The following is a 16,768-nucleotide window of genomic DNA, read 5'->3' as shown; positions in this document are numbered from 1 at the left end:
ATAGTTATAGCCAATTAAATAGCAAAATCTTCTAATTTTTTACCACTATCTAAAGCATCTTGTAATGCCTTTGGTGTTCTGCCTTGACCTGTCCAAGTTTTCTCATTGCCGTTAGCATCAACAAATTTATATTTAGCCGGGCGAGGTGATAGTGCTTTACGTGCTTTGCGGGTTTTGATTACTTTATCTGCTAATAATTCAGCTAATTCATCAATAGATAACCCATCTTGTTTTAGCATTTCTCTATATTTATTTAAGCTTTCTAATTGTTTTAGTTTTTCTAATTCTTCCTGTTTCATTTCTTCTTCTTTTTCAGCAATAATTATATCTAATTTCTCAGAAATTGATTTTAATTGCTCTAATGCTAAATCTTTAGCCAAAGCCCTTAAGCTGCGGATATTCAAAAGACTTTTTAAAGCTGACATTTTACTCTCCTAAATTAATGTTTTATATAAGTAGCTTTTATGCTCCTTTTATCATATCTCAAAAGGCATTTTAGGTAAATAAGCATAAATAAAAAAATAGATACTTTATATCTAAAGATATTCGTGCTATCTTAAACACTGTCCTACAAATTGTAGAGGTGCGAATTCAATAAGTATTTCTTCTGAGTGGAAAACGATGAAGGGGAAGGAAAGGTGAATTTGCCGAAATCAATTAAGCGTCATCTTAATTGGTTGGGGTCGTTGTCGAAAGAAACGACACTGTCGTAGTAAATGCTACGGAGTGCTACTGTTAGGGTGGGTTTCAGATATTTCACATTTGCCTTCCTTTCATATTTATTTTTATAAATATCCCAGTAGATCTCTTGTTTGGCTATTCTTATTTATACAAATTATACACAGTCATTTTAGAGGTTTTATGAATCTAGTTGATTATTCTACGTCACTTTGGTCGGTATTGCCGGCACTGATTGCGCTAATATTGGCAATTGTGACACGCAAGGTGATTATTTCACTTAGCATCGGTATTCTCTTTGGTGCATTTATGCTTACTAATAGCAATTTTCTTGATGCACTTACTTATATTAAAAATAGCGTTGTTTCTTTAGTTTATAAAGGGGCTGAAGAAGGATTAAATTCAAATAATGTTAACATTATTTTATTTTTGCTTTTATTAGGGGTATTAACGTCATTATTAAGTATTTCAGGTAGTAATCAGGCGTTTGCGAATTGGGCGCAGAAAAAGGTAAAAGGCAAACGAGGCGCAAAATTAATGGCGGCAGGTTTGGTTTTCTTTACCTTTATTGATGACTATTTCCACAGTTTAGCAGTAGGTGCGATTGCCCGCCCTGTTACGGATAAATTCCGTGTTTCTCGTGCTAAATTAGCTTATATTTTAGATTCTACCGCCGCTCCAATGTGCGTGTTAATGCCAATTTCAAGCTGGGGGGCTTATATTATTACCTTAATAGCTGGCTTATTGGCTACGCATTCCATCACAGGCTATTCGCCACTAGGCGCATTTATGACAATGAGCGCAATGAACTTTTACGCCATTTTTGCGATGATTATGGTGTTCTTTGTGGCATATTTCTCATTTGATATTGGTTCGATGGCGCGTTTTGAACGTCAAGCAGCGCATTTAGCAGAATTAGATGATGAGCAAATTGAAACGAAAGGACACGTGCGCGATTTGATTTTGCCAATTATTGCACTTATTGTTGCTACAGTCTCAATGATGATGAAAACAGGTGCAGATGCACTGGCCGAATCAGGTGCTTCATTTTCTATACTAGGTGCTTTTGAAAATACTACGGTAGGCATTTCATTAGTTGTTGGTGGTGTGGCAGGGCTTATAGTTGCAACTATTTGTATCATTACAAGCGGTAATATTTCTTTTAAAAATTACGTCCGTGCTTATGGCTTAGGTGTGAAGATGATGTCTGGTGCAATCACTATTCTCTTCTTTGCGTGGACAATAAACGGCGTAGTAAGTGATATGCAAACAGGGAAATATCTATCAGGATTGGTTGCAGAAAGCATTGGAGCAGAGTTTTTACCTGCAATTCTATTTGTGTTAGCCGCAGCAATGGCGTTTTCAACAGGAACTAGCTGGGGAACATTTGGTATTATGTTGCCAATTGGAGCCTCAATGGCAGTGCATTCAGATCCAGCATTAATTATTCCTTGTTTATCTGCAGTAATGGCTGGTGCGGTTTGTGGTGATCACTGTTCTCCAGTATCTGATACCACTATTCTTTCTTCAACAGGCGCACAATGTAATCATATGGATCATGTCATTTCTCAATTACCTTATGCTTTATTAGTTGCAACAGCTTCTATTGTTGGTTACTTAGTGGTTGGCTTTACCCAATCAGCGGTATTGGGATTTATTGCTACAGCTATTGTTATGGCAATACTCATTTTGCTTTTTAAAGAAAAAAAGCATTAATTTCCGAAAATGTGAAGGGAATCACAGAATGAGATTTATTGATGAGATAAAATAGCACTCAAGATATGGATATCGAATGTTGTGTTATATAAATCTTAAAATAAGATCCTCCTAGCATTAGCGTACCTTTTGGTACGCTTTTTTCTTTTATGGCAATATTATTTCTTGCAATTTTAATTTTTTTGTACTACTTTAATAGTACATTTTAAATTTGAGGGTGAAAAGATGAAAATAGCATTAGTCACAGGAGTAACTGCTGGATTTGGGTTGGCAATTTGTAAATTATTGCTTCAATCGGGTTATAAAGTAATTGGCACGGGCAGACGGGCAGAGCGTTTAGAAGAACTGCATTTACAATTTGGCGATAAATTTCTACCGCTTGCATTTGATATTCAACAGCCCGATGAGGTGGAAAAAGCACTGAATAGCCGCCCTAAAGCGTGGCAACAAATTGATTTATTAGTAAACAATGCAGGCCTTGCACTCGGCTTAGAACCGGCACAGAAAGCAGATTTGAACGATTGGTATCAAATGATCGATACCAATATTAAAGGATTGGTAACGATGACACGCTTAGTTTTGCCTGAAATGGTGGAGCGGAACAGTGGGCATATTATTAATATCGGCTCGATTGCCGGCACTTACCCTTACCCGGGTGGTAATGTATATGGTGGTACTAAAGCCTTCGTGAAACAGTTTAGCCTAAATTTGCGGGCAGATTTAGCCGGCACTAAAGTGCGTGTTTCCAATGTTGAGCCGGGGCTATGTGGCGGTACGGAATTTTCAAATGTACGCTTTAAAGGCGATGATGAAAAAGCGGCTAAAGTTTATGAAAACGTGCAGTTTGTGCGCCCGGAAGATGTGGCAAATATTGTGCTTTGGCTGAATCAGCAACCTGAACACGTTAATATTAATCGGGTTGAAGTGATGCCGGTGGCTCAAACTTCTTCTGCCTTAAATGTAGCGAGAAATATTTAAAAGGAAATATTATGTCAGACACACTTCTTAATCCTTATTTTGGTGAATTTGGTGGTATGTATGTGCCGGAAATTTTAGTGCCGGTGCTAAAAGAATTAGAACAAGCCTTTGTAGATGCTCAGCAAGACCCAACATTCCAAGCTGAATTTGCCGATTTACTCAAAAACTATGCCGGTCGCCCGACTGCTTTAACCCTTTGTCGTAATTTAACCAAAGGCAGTAAAACCAAACTCTATTTAAAACGTGAAGATCTTTTACACGGTGGGGCACATAAAACCAACCAAGTGCTAGGGCAAATCTTACTCGCTAAACGAATGGGTAAAACCCGCATTATTGCCGAAACAGGAGCAGGACAGCACGGTGTGGCAACCGCATTAGCGTGTGCGATGTTAGGAATGCCTTGCGTGGTGTATATGGGCGCAAAAGATGTAGAACGCCAATCGCCAAATGTATTCCGTATGCGTTTAATGGGAGCGGAGGTGATTCCGGTACAAAAAGGCTCTTGCTCGCTCAAAGATGCCTGTTGCGAGGCAATGCGGGATTGGGCGGCAAATTATGATACTACCCATTACCTAATCGGCACTGCAGCCGGCCCGCACCCGTTCCCGACAATGGTGCGTGAATTTCAGAAAATGATTGGCGAAGAGACCAAACGTCAAATTTTAGCAAAAGAAGACCGCTTGCCTGATGCGGTGATTGCTGCCGTAGGCGGTGGATCAAATGCTATCGGTATGTTTGCAGATTTTATCGAAGAGCAATCCGTCAAATTGATCGGTGTTGAGCCGGCAGGAAAAGGAATTGAAACCGGTGAACACGGTGCACCGCTCAAACACGGCACAACGGGGATCTATTTCGGTATGAAATCGCCGATTATGCAGGATAAAGACGGGCAAATTGAAGAGTCTTACTCCATTTCAGCCGGCTTAGATTTCCCTTCTGTCGGGCCGCAACACGCTTATTTAAATGCGACAGGGCGAGCTGAATATGTATCGATTACCGATGCAGAGGCTTTAGAGGCATTCCAAGCATTAGCCAAAAATGAGGGGATTATTCCGGCGTTAGAATCTTCCCACGCCTTAGCCTATGCGTTAAAAATGATTAAGCAGAACCCTGAAAAAGAGCAGTTATTAGTGGTGAATTTATCGGGTCGAGGCGATAAAGACATTTTCACCGTGGATAAAATTTTAAATGGAGGAGAGTAAAATGAGCCGCTTTGATACGCTATTTACTGCATTAAAAGCAAAAAACGAAGGGGCTTTTGTGCCGTTTGTGACATTATGCGATCCTGGTTTTGAACGCAGTTTTGAGATTATCGACACGATGATTAAAAACGGGGCTGATGCTTTAGAGCTAGGCTTTCCGTTTTCTGACCCCCTCTTAGACGGGCCGGTGATTCAAGCAGCGAATAAACGAGCTTTAGATGGTGGCTATAGCACTGATAGCTGTTTTGAGCTGATTGCCAAAATTCGAGCTAAATATCCAGACATTCCTATCGGTTTACTACTGTGCGCCAATTTAATTTTTGTGCCAATCGCAGAAGTATTTTTCCAACGTTGCCAACAAAGTGGAGTTGATGCGGTGTTGATTGCTGATTTGCCTGTTTTCGCTGCCCAAGAGTTTGTGCCAACCGCTGAAAAATATGGAATTCAGCCGGTGTTTATTTGCCCGCCGAATGCTGATCAAAACACCATTGAACGGATTGCTCAATTAACCCAAGGCTACACTTATTTAGTTTCCCGTGCCGGTGTAACTAGTGCTGAAAACCAAGCTCACGCAAGTAATTTAGATAATTTAGTGGAAAGTTTGAAACAAACCGGAGCTGCACCTATTTTACAAGGTTTTGGCATAGCCAAACCTGAACAGGTGAAAGAGGCGTTAAGGCTCGGAGCAGACGGGGCGATTTCAGGCTCAGCGATTGTGAAAATTATTGAACGTAATTTATCTAACCAAGCTAATTTGCTCAAAGAACTTGCCGAATTTGTACAAGTGATGAAAGCGGCTACTAAGTAAACTACAAGCGGTCATTTTTTAAATTTTTTTGAAAATAAAAGGAAACAGAATGAAATTAACAAAAATTGCTCTTTCAGTTGTAGCGGTAATTAGTGCTGTTGCAGTTGGCGGAAGTTGGTACACAGGTAAGCAGGTTGAAGAAAAATATCAAGAATTGGTTGTTCAAGCTAATAACCAACTTAAACAACTGAGTGGCGAATTTGGTGCGAATATTGAGCTTAAAGATGTGCAGATCGATCGCCATTTCTTTAGCTCTAATGCGAAATATCGTTTAGAAGTGGATTTGGGTAATGGTAAGAAATTGGACTTTGTTGGTAATGATAAACTTCATCACGGTCCGCTACCGCTTAATCGTTTAGCGAAACTTAATTTAGCTCCTGTAATGATGAGTGCGGAAAGCAAATTACAAGCTCCTGAAGCCCTTAAAAAATTGATGGATGAACATATTGGCACCGGTTTTTCTAATATCAGCTATTCGGGCGATGTGGAAGGGCATTTTGATATTTCCCCGATTAAACATAGTGATGAAACAGGTCATATTGAAACCACGCCAATCAAAGTGCAATATAGCTACGACCAAAAATTAAAAGGGGTTGATAGCACTGTTGAGCTAGAAAGTCTTAAGATAAAAGCAGAAGAATTTGATTTTCAAATTCAAGGTATAGTTTATGATGTTCAAACAGAAAATAATGAAAGTTATCCTAATTTAACTTTAGGCAAAGGTAGTGGAAAAATTAACGCTATTGAGTTTAAGTCTAAAGATGGCAAATTATCTCAAATTAAAGATGTTGTGGTGAAGGGCGATAATCTATTAAAAGGCGATCGTTTAATTTCTACCGGAGATTTAGAGGCAGCCACTTTCAACATTGAGGGTGTTGAAATGGGTAAATTAAAAATGGATATGGCATACGATTTAGATGCTAAATTAACCAATGATATTACGCCTTTATTATCTAATCCTCAAACATTAGAAAATGAAAAAACAGGCGAGTTATTATTACAACTATTAGCAAAATCATTTAAATTCCATATTAATAATTTCTCACTTGAAAACAGCAAAGGCAAAGTTGATTTGGCTTTATTACTGAATATGGCTCAATTTGACCCACAAAATCTTGGTAATATGCAAGCGGTATTGCAAGCCCTTTCAACAAGTAAATTCACTTCAAATATCAACCGTCAATATGCGGAAGATATTATTCGCCAAGTCTCAATAGTTACAGAAAAATTAGGCGAAGAAGAAGCGAAAGCATTTGCCAAGCAACAAGTTGATGCTGTTTTTCTCAATGCGGGAGTTGAACAGTACGGATTAAGAAAAGTAGATGACAACAATGTGAAGATTGAATTAACTATAGATAACGGAAAAGTGAATTTAAACGGACGTGAACTGCCCGAAGATGAACTTCAAATGGCTCTGTTTATGATTGTGATGGGAGCAGGCTCACTCGGGCAATAATCATAATTTCCCAGTAAAATGAAGCGTATTTTTGCAATAGCAGAAATACGCTTTTTTTATCCTATTTTTCGCCTATTCTTGTATAATAACGCCAATATTTATTTGATTATAAAGAGATTTTTATGGCAACTATCGCAAAAAATCCACTGGTATTGGTGGATGGTTCTTCCTATTTATATCGAGCATTTCACGCTTTCCCTCCGCTCACTAATCGCTTAGGCGAACCGACAGGGGCAATGTATGGCGTGCTGAATATGTTAAAAAGCCTGATTTCACAAGTGAATCCAAGCCATATTGCTGTGGTGTTTGATACCAAAGGGAAAACCTTCCGTTATGAGTTGTTTAAGCAATATAAATCGCACCGCCCACCAATGCCCGATGATTTACGCCCTCAAATTGAGCCTTTGCATCGCATTATCAAAGCCTTAGGCATTCCACTGATTTCGATTGAAGGTGTGGAAGCTGATGATGTGATCGGCACGCTTGCTGTGCAAGCCGCTAAAGACGGCAAAGATGTGTTGATCAGCACCGGCGATAAAGATATGGCACAATTGGTGAACGATCACATTATGTTGATTAACACGATGAACAATACTTTGTTAGATCGTGAAGGCGTGATTGAAAAATATGGCATTCCGCCTGAGTTGATTATCGACTTTCTGGCATTAATGGGCGATTCCGCCGATAACATTCCGGGCGTAAAAGGTGTGGGGGAAAAGACCGCATTAGCTTTATTGCAAGGCATTGGTTCACTTGAACAGATTTATGCTAATTTGGATCAAATTGCCACCCTTTCTTTCCGTGGGGCAAAAAATTTCGCCCCAAAATTGGAAGCGGAAAAAGCGAATGCCGATTTATCCTATTTGCTTGCTACCATCAAAACCGATGTGGAACTTGATGTTACTCACGATCAACTTTTAACACAGCCGCAAGACCGTGCTGAGCTTGCTCAATTATTTGAGCATTATGAATTTAAACGCTGGCTGAACGAAGTGAATCAAAATGCCAATCCGGTCACTCAAACTTCGGCTGAAAAAGTACCGAATAATTACCAAGTAACACAAGCGGTCAGAAATGAGGAAAATGTTGCAAATGTGGTCGAGATCGATCGTAGCAAATATGAGACCGTTGATACTGAACAGAAATTATCAGCCTGGATCGAAAAACTCACCGCAGCTCGTTTGATTGCGGTGGATACCGAAACCGACAGCCTTGACGCAATGTCGGCTAATTTGGTCGGTATTTCCTTTGCACTGGAAAATGGCGAGGCGTGCTATATTCCGCTTGGGCATAAGCAAAAAGCCCAACCGCAACAAGCCGATATGTTCGGTGATGAGGAGCGTTCAGAAAGCCCGTCTTCCGATGAATTGGTAAAAAATCAGCTAAATTTGACCGCTTGTTTAAGTAAACTCAAGCCGATTTTGCTTAACCCGGAGATTAAAAAGATCGGGCAGAATATTAAATATGATTTAACCATTTTTGCGAACTACGGCATTGGGCTACAAGGTGTTGCTTTTGATACGATGATTGAATCTTACACCCAAAACAGCACCGGTCGTCATAATATGGACGATTTAGCCGCCCGTTATTTGGGGCATAAAACGATTCCGTTTGAAGAGCTTGCTGGTAAGGGGAAAAATCAACTGACCTTCGATAAAATCGAGATAGCAAAAGCGGCTGAATATGCGGCAGAAGATGCCGATGTGACGATGAAACTCCACCAAGTATTGTGGGAAAAACTACAGCAAGAGCCTGAATTGGTGAAGTTATTCGATGAAATTGAAATGCCACTTGTGGGCGTACTTTCTCGAATTGAACGCAATGGCGTGTTGATTGACCCGAAAAAATTATTGACCCAATCGGCTGAAATTGAAAAACGTTTGGAGGAAGTTGAAACATTAGTACACGCAGAAGCAGGGCAAACCTTCAATCTTGCCTCAACTAAACAATTACAAGAGATTTTGTTTGAAAAATTAGGCTTGCCGGTGTTGAAGAAAACCCCAAAAGGTGCACCCTCAACCAACGAAGAAGTGTTAGACGAGTTGGCTCAACAAGGGCATTTAGTGCCGAAGTTATTAATGGAGCATCGTGGGTTAAGTAAGTTGAAATCTACCTACACCGATAAATTACCACAACTGATTAACAAAAAAACAGGGCGGGTGCATACCTCTTACAATCAAGCAGTCACCGCAACCGGACGCCTTTCTTCCAGCGATCCGAATTTGCAGAACATTCCGATCCGCAATGAAGAGGGCAGACGGATTCGCCAAGCTTTTGTCGCGAGAGAAGGTTATAAAATTGTCGCTGCCGACTATTCACAAATTGAGCTACGGATTATGGCTCATTTATCGAATGATGAGGGAATGATTAACGCCTTTGCGGAGGGCAAAGATATTCACCGTGCTACCGCTGCCGAAATTTTCGGGGTGGAGTTAGGTGAAGTCACCTCCGAACAACGCCGCAGTGCGAAAGCAATTAACTTCGGGCTGATTTACGGAATGTCGTCATTTGGGCTTTCAAACCAATTAGGGATTGGGCGTGCAGAGGCTCAAAAATATATGGATCTCTACTTCCAACGTTACCCGGCGGTTCAACAATTTATGACCGATATTCGTGAAGTTGCAGTTGAAAAAGGCTATGTTGAAACCCTATTTGGTCGCCGTTTGTACTTGCCTGATATTAAATCCGGCAATGCTATTTTGCGTAAAGCAGCAGAACGGGTGGCAATCAACGCCCCAATGCAAGGCACGGCTGCCGATATTATTAAGGTGGCGATGATTGGTATTGATAATGCGATTCGTGATAATGATGAAATCAAAATGATTATGCAGGTTCACGATGAATTGGTGTTTGAAGTCAAAGCCGATAAAATCGACCATTACAGCCAATTAATCAAAACCGAAATGGAAAAAGCGATTAGCCTCAAAGTGCCACTGATTGCCGAAGTTGGCGTAGGCGAAAACTGGGACGAAGCTCATTAAACTATACAATTCACGACTTTTATTGTATTGTTGTAACAGTTCATTAATATGAAACTTTTGATGATTTTATTGTCAAACAAGAAAATTCTTGTTGGTAAAAAGGAAAACAAATGAAAACATTATTTAAAAAATCGGTATTCGGTTTAGCGTTATTTGGCTTGGCAAATGTGGCATTGGCTGATGCTCAATCTGTTGCAGAATTACAACGCCGTTTGGAACAAGTAAGCCAATATAGTGCGGATTTCGACCAAACCGTGCGTTCTAGCAAAGGTAAACAAATTCAGCAAGGCAAAGGCAAATTCCAAGTAAAACGCCCGAACTTATTTAGAATGGATACCAAATCACCACAAGAAAATTTGATTGTATCTGACGGCAAAGATTTATGGTTTTACGATCCTTTCGTTTCACAAGTTACGGTAAATACCGTGCAAGATGCAGTTAATAATACGCCATTCGTCTTATTAACCAGCAGTGATAAAAGCCACTGGGATCAATATGATGTCAGCCAGAGTGCTGATACTTTCGTGCTTAAGCCAAAATCGAAAAAAAGCAATTTAAAACAGTTTGATGTGCGGATTGACCAAAGCGGTTTATTAAAAGGTTTCAGCACCATTGAGCGTGACGGGCAAAGTAACTTATATGTGTTACGCAATATTACTACCGGCGGTGTCTCAAGCGATTTGTTTAAATTCAGCGTACCGAAAGGGGCAGAGTTAGACGACCAACGTGGCGGTAAAAAATCGAAAAAATAATGGAGAGCAAGCGGTCGTTTTTCTGCAAAATTTTGTAAAAATCTGACCGCTTGTCACCGTTTTTACTTCAAGGGACAGTATGAAAACACTCTATAACCAGCGAGATCCAAACGAGTGGACGCAGTTTTTGGCTCTGCTTGAACAAGCGGTTGCGGAAGATAAACTTGAGCCGTTTTTCTCAATGTTTCTCACCGCCGATGAGCGAGGTTCATTAGGCTTGCGTTTACAAATTGTGCAAGCTTTGCTAAAAGGTGAAGATTCGCAACGGGAAATCCAACAAAATTTAAATACCAGTGCGGCAACCATCACTCGTGGTTCAAATATGCTTAAAACACTCGACCAAGATTTTCTGCAATGGGTGAACGGCAAGGTTAATGGAACAGTCAATGGCAAAGCGTAACAAGCGATTTTTAAGCTCTCTTTTGAAGAAAATAGGGCTTTTTTTTATTCCTCGCAAAATAAAAAGTAAACTGGGCTGGCTTTGGTTTGGTTCTAGTCGCTTATTAACCTTTGGTGGCACATTTTTCCTGATTCCGATACTGATTTTTTCGGTGTTACCGGTGCCTTATTCTGCGTATATGGTGCAAAAAAAGGTGGAGAATCTGGTTCAGGGGAAATCTTACCCGATCAAAAAAGAATGGGTGAGCCTGAATGAGATTTCGTGGCAAATGCAAATGGCTGTGATTGCCTCAGAAGATCAAAAGTTTGAAAGCCATTTTGGCATTGACTTACAAGCGATAGAAACTGCCTTGAAACTGAATGCTAAATCCAAAAAAGTGCGTGGAGGTTCAACCATTTCGCAACAAACGGTAAAAAATATGTTTTTGTGGCACGGGCAAAGCTGGTTACGCAAAGGGATTGAAGTGCCTTTAACCCTGTTAGTCGAAAATGTGTGGAGTAAGGATCGGATTTTAGAGGTGTACCTCAATATTGCGGAATTTGGTAACGGCATTTTCGGGGTGGAAGCAGCCGCAAAGCATTTTTTCAAAAAATCAGCCAAACAGCTAACCTTGCAAGAATCCGCACTATTGGCAGCCTCTTTGCCTAACCCGTTGGTGTTTAGGGTAGATAAACCCGGCCCGAGTATGCGAAAACGCCAAGCGTGGATTATGCGACAAGTAAGTTTGCTTGATGGCAAAAATTATTTAGATAAACTTTAGACGAGAAAAATATGCAAAGTAAACCGACTCTTGAGACGATTTTATCTCACCGTTCTATTCGTAAATTTACCGAACAGCCTATTTCTGAAGAGATTTTCCAAACCTTAATTGAGGCAGGTAAAGCGGCTTCAAGTTCAAATCATCTGCAATGTGTGACGGTGATTCGTGTAACCGATCGGCAGATTCGAGAAACATTAAAAGCCGTTTCAGGTATGCAATATGTAGTAGATTGTGCTGAATTTTTGGTGTTCTGCATTGATTTTAATAAACACAAACAACTTGTCCCTGAATCGCAGTTGGAATGGGCGGAGGTGTCGTTGATTGGGGCGGTAGATACCGGTATTTTTGCCCAGAATGTATTTTTAGCCGCCGAATCACTAGGGCTGGGAGCGGTGTATATTGGAGCATTGCGTAATGATATTGAGCGGGTTTCTAAAGCCCTTAACTTGCCGGAATATTGTGTTCCACTGGTGGGTATGTGTTTGGGGTATCCGGCACAAGAGCCGGCAATAAAACCTCGTTTGCCGAATAGTTTGGTTTGTTATAACAATCAATATCAGGATTTTGATTGGACTGAATTTGCAAAATATAATGAAAATTTGACCGCTTACTACCAAGCCAGAATCGGCGAGCCACAACAATGGCAAGCAGCTATTCATAAAACATTGGATAAGCCTGTTCGTCCGCATATTTTGCCGTTTTTCAATCAGAAAGGATTGCTGAAAAAATGAAGTGGCTAATGCTATGTCGAGAGCCTCGTTTATATAGCTGCTGTCGAATAAAAGCCGCTTGTGAGGCAAAGGGGATTGAGCTGGATATTTTAGACCCGAATCGAATGCTACTCGGATTAGAAAATGGCGAATTTAAGATCTACTATCAAGCTGGCGAGAGCTATGATAACAACCGTCCGGAGCCGGTATTGTTGCCGAATTATGACGGCATTTTACCCCGTTTTGGCACAGGCAGTACCGAAATGGGCTGTTCGGTGTTACGCCATTTTGAGGCGAAAGGTATTCCTGTTCTAAATCATTCAGCGGCATTTGCGTTAGCCCGAGACAAATGGCGAACATTACAAAAATTAGCCAAACACAATTTGCCGGTTCCTAATACGAATTTTGCAGGGCATTTGGTTTCTGTGAAATCACAACTCAATCAATTTGCTTTTCCACTTATTTCAAAAGTGCTAAATGGTTCACAGGGGAATGGCGTAATGCTATTTGAAGGCAAAAATAATGCCGAGGCCGTGTTAGCGACCTTTAGGCAAGTAAATGAGCCTTATCTATGCCAACAATTTGTGGGCGAAGCTAAAGGGCAAGATATTCGGGCGTTTGTGATTGGCAATGAAGTGGTTGCTGCCATGAGCCGAACCAGCGTAACAGGTGATTTTAGAGCCAATATTCATCAAGGTGGAACGGCTCAACCGATTGAATTAACTCAGATGGAACGTGCGTTAGCAATTAAAGCAACTAAAACGATAGGGCTTGATATTGCAGGCGTTGATTTTCTGCGGACAGAGAAAGGCGTAGTTATTTTAGAAGTCAATGCCAGCCCAGGATTTGAAGGCATAGAGAGAGTAAATGATGTTGATATAGCTTCTGAAATGGTTTCTTATTTTATCAATAAGATGAAGAATGCTTGATTTGAGTAAAACAAGCGGACGTTTTTGTATTATTTTTTGTAAATATCATAAAAAATGAGAGCAAAGCCATAAAAATGCGAAAAAATTTAGGGTAAAATGGCTACTCTTTGGCTATTATTGATTACTTTTATTTTTATAGATTATAAGGTTTCTAAAATGAGCGATTTAAAACAACAGGCGCTTGATTTTCACGAGTTCCCAATCCCCGGAAAAATTTCCGTTACTCCTACTAAAGCATTAGATACTCAGCACGATTTAGCTTTAGCGTACTCTCCTGGGGTTGCTGAGCCTTGCTTAGCGATTGAAAAAGATCCTTCAGCTTCTTATCGTTATACGGCACGAGGTAACTTAGTTGCAGTAATTTCTAATGGTACAGCAGTGTTAGGCTTAGGCAATATTGGTGCTTTAGCAAGTAAGCCTGTGATGGAAGGCAAAGGTGTTCTATTTAAGAAATTTGCCGGAATTGATGTGTTTGATATTGAAATTAATGAAACTGATCCGGAGAAATTAGTGGAGATTATTGCATCGTTAGAACCGACTTTTGGTGGCATTAATCTGGAAGATATTAAAGCACCTGAATGTTTTTATGTAGAGCAAAAATTACGTGAACGTATGGGAATCCCTGTGTTCCACGATGATCAACACGGTACGGCAATTATTACCGGTGCGGCGGTGATTAACGGATTACAAGTGGTAGGTAAAGCAATTTCAGAAGTACGTTTAGTGGTAAACGGTGCTGGAGCATCAGCGATTGCGTGTACTAACTTACTCCGTTCATTAGGTGTGAAAAAAGAAAATATCACAATGTGCGATTCTAAGGGCGTTATTTTCCAAGGTCGTGGTGATAAGATGGATGAAACCAAACAATTCTATGCAATAGAAGATAATGGTTGGAGAACATTGGCAGATGCCGTTGCGAATGCAGATGTTTTCTTAGGTTGTTCAAAAGGCGGAGCTTTAACGCAAGAAATGGTTAAAACAATGGCAAAAGATCCATTAATTCTTGCTTTAGCGAACCCTGTGCCGGAAATTACACCTGCTGAAGCGAAGGCTGTCCGTCCAGATGCGATTGTATGTACCGGTCGTTCAGACTTTAAAAACCAAGTGAATAATGTGCTTTGTTTCCCGTTCTTATTCCGTGGAGCATTAGATGTTGGGGCAAAAACCATTAATGAAGAAATGAAAATGGCAGCAGCCCATGCGATTGCAGAGTTGGCTAAAGAACCTGTGCCGTTTGAAGTTATTTCAACTTATGGCGAATTATCGTTTGGCCCGGAATATATTATTCCAACGCCATTTGATCCACGTTTGATCGTGAATGTCTCGATTGGTGTAGCAAAAGCAGCAATTCAATCAGGTGTAGCAACTCGACCAATTACAGATTGGGAAGCTTATGCAGAGCAGTTGAAAAAACTGGTTGCTTAATATTTTTACATTGCATTTTTCTGCAACTTCAGTAAAATACGTAGCTGGCATATCGAGACGGATATGCCGATATTTTTTCGGAAACAGCTGGGTCGCCTGCTGTTTTTTCTATTCACGGGGATTTCCCCATTTTATTTAAGAGAATAAAACTATGTCATTCAAATTTGAAGCTGAAGTTCGTTCTGCGCAAGGTAAGGGTGCGAGCCGCCGCCTGCGTCACAATGGTCAAGTTCCTGCAATCATCTACGGTGGTAATGCAGAGCCTGTATCAATCATTTTAGATCACGATAAAGTGAACAACGCACAAGTTCACGATTCATTCTATAACGAAGTATTAACTATCGTTGTTGCAGGTAAAGAAGAGCAAGTAAAAGTACAAGCAATTCAACGCCACCCAACTAAACCAAAATTAGTTCACTTAGACTTCAAACGTGCGTAATCCTTGATTTACAAGGGTTTAACGCTGTTTTCTGTTCCGAAACTTTTTGCGATTTTATAGTTTTTTAGGTCAATAAAATCAATTATTTACAAAATAGTTTCGGAACGGATTTTAGGTGAGTAAATGGCTCTTTTGTATTTGGCAAAAGGGCTTTATTTTTAGGTGATTTCATCGGTAGGTTTGAGGATTTTGTCTTTTCTGATGTAATGATGTGTCATTCTTTTTGATGTATGCCCAAGTTGTTTTTGAGCTTGTTCATCGGTTGTCATTAGGGAAATATCGGTGGCTGCTTTGGCACGCATATCACGCATTTGTACTTTAGCGATTTCATCAGCAAGTTCAGGATATGCTTTCATTGCTCTCTCCCTTATTTCTTTAAAATGATCGCCTAAACTTCGCCGTTTTAATTTTTTCCCCCATTTATTGGTAAAAATCCAGTCTGATTCGTATCCCAACCTTTTATCTAAAATTTCTTTTAGCCGACCACTAATTTCAAATCTCACTTTTTTCCCTGTCTTCTGTTGAGTAATATGCAATATACCGTCATAGATGTGTGAGCGGTGTATATTACAAATATCAATCGGTCTTTGTCCCAGCAAATAGGCTGTTTCGATAATATCCGCCATTCTTTCATCTGCAAATTCATAGATTTTATCAAGGATATAATCCTCTACATAAACTTCACGATATTTGGTCGGGAATTTTTTTACACCTTGTGATGGGCTTGGAAGAGCAGTGTATCCCCATTCTCTTGCCATATTCCAAATTGTGTTAAATAAACCTACCTCAATATTAGCAACAGCCGGCGTGTCTTTTCTCCATTGTAAATATTGACTGATGTGCTTTGGCTCAATTTTTTCGAGCGGTGCAGGTGGGTTACCAAAGAATTTACATAGCCAATGAATAGCCTGTAAATTAGATTGACGAGTGTTTTTGGCTTTTTTGGTTGGAACAACTTCCAATTCATAGCGTTTTGCCACATCAATAAATAAAACAATTGGGGATTTTCTACTATTTTCAAAATTTAGCTTGGCTGCTTCTAAAATTGCTTCGTGTTTGTTTGTACCGAGAGACCTTTCTTTGCCGTCGGCAAGAACGTAAAAGTAGTATTCAACTATACTTCCGTTTGCTCGTTTTCTGCGGCGGCAGAGTAGGTTTTGTGGCAATCCGTTGTTTTCATATTTTCGAGGGCGTGCCATAAGTGCCTCCTTCTTCTCAATTTACGCTTTAAATGCATTTGATACCCAGTCAGAATCATTCGTTGCAATAGGTTTACGCTGTTTAGCCTGAGCATAATCACGGCGGACAACAGGGAATCCATTTGCATTTTCTTTAAATGGAATGCCCATAATGTTGAGTTGTTTTTTGATTAGATTTTTCTGCTTGCATTGAGTAATAAATTCAATCTCTTCACGAGAAAGGAAGTCAGTGTAGATGTTCATATTCTCTCCAAATAAACCCCTCATTTAGAGGGATTTGGTTAAATAATCGTTAAGTCGTTGAACCTATCGAAATGCTCACATTACCGATGCGG

At 40.1% G+C, this 16,768-nt stretch carries 16 protein-coding genes and 1 riboswitch; of the genes, 13 read left to right on the top strand and 3 right to left on the bottom strand.

Features of this window, described 5'->3' with window-relative positions:
* Positions 1 to 14: 14 nt before the first annotated feature.
* A complete protein-coding gene (locus tag EDC41_RS02965) occupies positions 15 to 425 on the bottom strand; it encodes an H-NS family histone-like protein (protein WP_006250678.1) in 411 nt (136 codons plus the stop codon).
* 145 nt (positions 426 to 570) lie between these two features.
* Positions 571 to 740: riboswitch (Lysine riboswitch) on the top strand.
* 121 nt (positions 741 to 861) lie between these two features.
* Between EDC41_RS02965 and EDC41_RS02960 the strand changes: the two genes are divergently transcribed.
* The 13 genes from EDC41_RS02960 (at position 862) to rplY (ending at position 15,234) form a co-directional block, all read left to right on the top strand.
* On the top strand, positions 862 to 2,394 hold the full coding sequence (locus EDC41_RS02960) for a Na+/H+ antiporter NhaC family protein (protein ID WP_006250679.1): 1,533 nt from the start codon (positions 862 to 864) through the stop codon (positions 2,392 to 2,394).
* 225 nt (positions 2,395 to 2,619) lie between these two features.
* Positions 2,620 to 3,372: an SDR family oxidoreductase gene (locus EDC41_RS02955; protein WP_006250680.1), complete on the top strand. Its 753-nt coding sequence runs from the start codon at positions 2,620 to 2,622 to the stop codon at positions 3,370 to 3,372.
* A gap of 11 nt (positions 3,373 to 3,383) precedes the next feature.
* A complete protein-coding gene (gene trpB, locus EDC41_RS02950) occupies positions 3,384 to 4,574 on the top strand; it encodes a tryptophan synthase subunit beta (protein ID WP_006250681.1) in 1,191 nt (396 codons plus the stop codon).
* Between the two features lies 1 nt (position 4,575).
* Positions 4,576 to 5,382, top strand: coding sequence for a tryptophan synthase subunit alpha (gene trpA, locus EDC41_RS02945; RefSeq protein WP_020824138.1), 807 nt, complete (start codon positions 4,576 to 4,578; stop codon positions 5,380 to 5,382).
* 49 nt (positions 5,383 to 5,431) lie between these two features.
* Positions 5,432 to 6,838 (top strand): YdgA family protein, encoded by a 1,407-nt coding sequence (locus EDC41_RS02940; protein ID WP_006250683.1) that lies wholly within the window; start codon positions 5,432 to 5,434, stop codon positions 6,836 to 6,838.
* A gap of 122 nt (positions 6,839 to 6,960) precedes the next feature.
* A complete protein-coding gene (gene polA, locus EDC41_RS02935; protein WP_020824137.1) occupies positions 6,961 to 9,819 on the top strand; it encodes a DNA polymerase I in 2,859 nt (952 codons plus the stop codon).
* A gap of 110 nt (positions 9,820 to 9,929) precedes the next feature.
* Entirely contained in the window at positions 9,930 to 10,571 is a 642-nt protein-coding gene (lolA, locus tag EDC41_RS02930; RefSeq protein WP_006250685.1) for an outer membrane lipoprotein periplasmic chaperone LolA, read from the top strand.
* Between the two features lie 79 nt (positions 10,572 to 10,650).
* Positions 10,651 to 10,971 carry a trp operon repressor gene (gene trpR, locus EDC41_RS02925; RefSeq protein ID WP_006250686.1) on the top strand — a complete coding sequence of 107 codons (321 nt, stop codon included), beginning with the start codon at positions 10,651 to 10,653 and terminating at the stop codon, positions 10,969 to 10,971.
* Positions 10,958 to 11,731: a monofunctional biosynthetic peptidoglycan transglycosylase gene (gene mtgA, locus EDC41_RS02920; protein WP_006247816.1), complete on the top strand. Its 774-nt coding sequence runs from the start codon at positions 10,958 to 10,960 to the stop codon at positions 11,729 to 11,731. The genes trpR and mtgA overlap by 14 nt, the downstream gene beginning before the upstream one ends.
* An 11-nt stretch (positions 11,732 to 11,742) precedes the next feature.
* Positions 11,743 to 12,462, top strand: coding sequence for an oxygen-insensitive NADPH nitroreductase (gene nfsA / locus EDC41_RS02915; RefSeq protein ID WP_006250688.1), 720 nt, complete (start codon positions 11,743 to 11,745; stop codon positions 12,460 to 12,462).
* Complete coding sequence (locus EDC41_RS02910; RefSeq protein ID WP_006250689.1) at positions 12,459 to 13,370, top strand: ATP-grasp domain-containing protein; 912 nt, start codon at positions 12,459 to 12,461, stop codon at positions 13,368 to 13,370. Before nfsA ends, EDC41_RS02910 begins: the two co-directional genes overlap by 4 nt.
* Positions 13,371 to 13,526: 156 nt before the next feature.
* On the top strand, positions 13,527 to 14,795 hold the full coding sequence (locus tag EDC41_RS02905) for a malic enzyme-like NAD(P)-binding protein (protein ID WP_020824136.1): 1,269 nt from the start codon (positions 13,527 to 13,529) through the stop codon (positions 14,793 to 14,795).
* 151 nt (positions 14,796 to 14,946) lie between these two features.
* Positions 14,947 to 15,234 (top strand): 50S ribosomal protein L25, encoded by a 288-nt coding sequence (gene rplY, locus EDC41_RS02900; RefSeq protein WP_006247821.1) that lies wholly within the window; start codon positions 14,947 to 14,949, stop codon positions 15,232 to 15,234.
* Positions 15,235 to 15,392: 158 nt separating this feature from the next.
* Here the strand turns inward: rplY and EDC41_RS02895 are convergent, their stop codons facing one another.
* Positions 15,393 to 16,433, bottom strand: coding sequence for a tyrosine-type recombinase/integrase (locus tag EDC41_RS02895; protein WP_006247822.1), 1,041 nt, complete (start codon positions 16,431 to 16,433; stop codon positions 15,393 to 15,395).
* Positions 16,434 to 16,454: 21 nt separating this feature from the next.
* Positions 16,455 to 16,676 (bottom strand): DUF4224 domain-containing protein, encoded by a 222-nt coding sequence (locus EDC41_RS02890; protein ID WP_006247823.1) that lies wholly within the window; start codon positions 16,674 to 16,676, stop codon positions 16,455 to 16,457.
* Positions 16,677 to 16,768 lie beyond the last annotated feature (92 nt).

This window comes from Mannheimia haemolytica, from assembly GCF_004342115.1.
GTDB lineage: Bacteria > Pseudomonadota > Gammaproteobacteria > Enterobacterales > Pasteurellaceae > Mannheimia > Mannheimia haemolytica.
This window is presented reverse-complemented; position numbering and strand designations above follow the sequence as displayed.

What these genes read in the sequence shown, in the direction of transcription:
- EDC41_RS02965 (WP_006250678.1), bottom strand. Translation starts at nt 425, where the DNA reads ATGTCAGCTTTAAAAAGTCTTTTGAATATCCGCAGCTTAAGGGCTTTG.
- EDC41_RS02960 (WP_006250679.1), top strand. Translation starts at nt 862, where the DNA reads ATGAATCTAGTTGATTATTCTACGTCACTTTGGTCGGTATTGCCGGCA.
- EDC41_RS02955 (WP_006250680.1), top strand. Translation starts at nt 2,620, where the DNA reads ATGAAAATAGCATTAGTCACAGGAGTAACTGCTGGATTTGGGTTGGCA.
- trpB (WP_006250681.1), top strand. Translation starts at nt 3,384, where the DNA reads ATGTCAGACACACTTCTTAATCCTTATTTTGGTGAATTTGGTGGTATG.
- trpA (WP_020824138.1), top strand. Translation starts at nt 4,576, where the DNA reads ATGAGCCGCTTTGATACGCTATTTACTGCATTAAAAGCAAAAAACGAA.
- EDC41_RS02940 (WP_006250683.1), top strand. Translation starts at nt 5,432, where the DNA reads ATGAAATTAACAAAAATTGCTCTTTCAGTTGTAGCGGTAATTAGTGCT.
- polA (WP_020824137.1), top strand. Translation starts at nt 6,961, where the DNA reads ATGGCAACTATCGCAAAAAATCCACTGGTATTGGTGGATGGTTCTTCC.
- lolA (WP_006250685.1), top strand. Translation starts at nt 9,930, where the DNA reads ATGAAAACATTATTTAAAAAATCGGTATTCGGTTTAGCGTTATTTGGC.
- trpR (WP_006250686.1), top strand. Translation starts at nt 10,651, where the DNA reads ATGAAAACACTCTATAACCAGCGAGATCCAAACGAGTGGACGCAGTTT.
- mtgA (WP_006247816.1), top strand. Translation starts at nt 10,958, where the DNA reads ATGGCAAAGCGTAACAAGCGATTTTTAAGCTCTCTTTTGAAGAAAATA.
- nfsA (WP_006250688.1), top strand. Translation starts at nt 11,743, where the DNA reads ATGCAAAGTAAACCGACTCTTGAGACGATTTTATCTCACCGTTCTATT.
- EDC41_RS02910 (WP_006250689.1), top strand. Translation starts at nt 12,459, where the DNA reads ATGAAGTGGCTAATGCTATGTCGAGAGCCTCGTTTATATAGCTGCTGT.
- EDC41_RS02905 (WP_020824136.1), top strand. Translation starts at nt 13,527, where the DNA reads ATGAGCGATTTAAAACAACAGGCGCTTGATTTTCACGAGTTCCCAATC.
- rplY (WP_006247821.1), top strand. Translation starts at nt 14,947, where the DNA reads ATGTCATTCAAATTTGAAGCTGAAGTTCGTTCTGCGCAAGGTAAGGGT.
- EDC41_RS02895 (WP_006247822.1), bottom strand. Translation starts at nt 16,433, where the DNA reads ATGGCACGCCCTCGAAAATATGAAAACAACGGATTGCCACAAAACCTA.
- EDC41_RS02890 (WP_006247823.1), bottom strand. Translation starts at nt 16,676, where the DNA reads ATGAACATCTACACTGACTTCCTTTCTCGTGAAGAGATTGAATTTATT.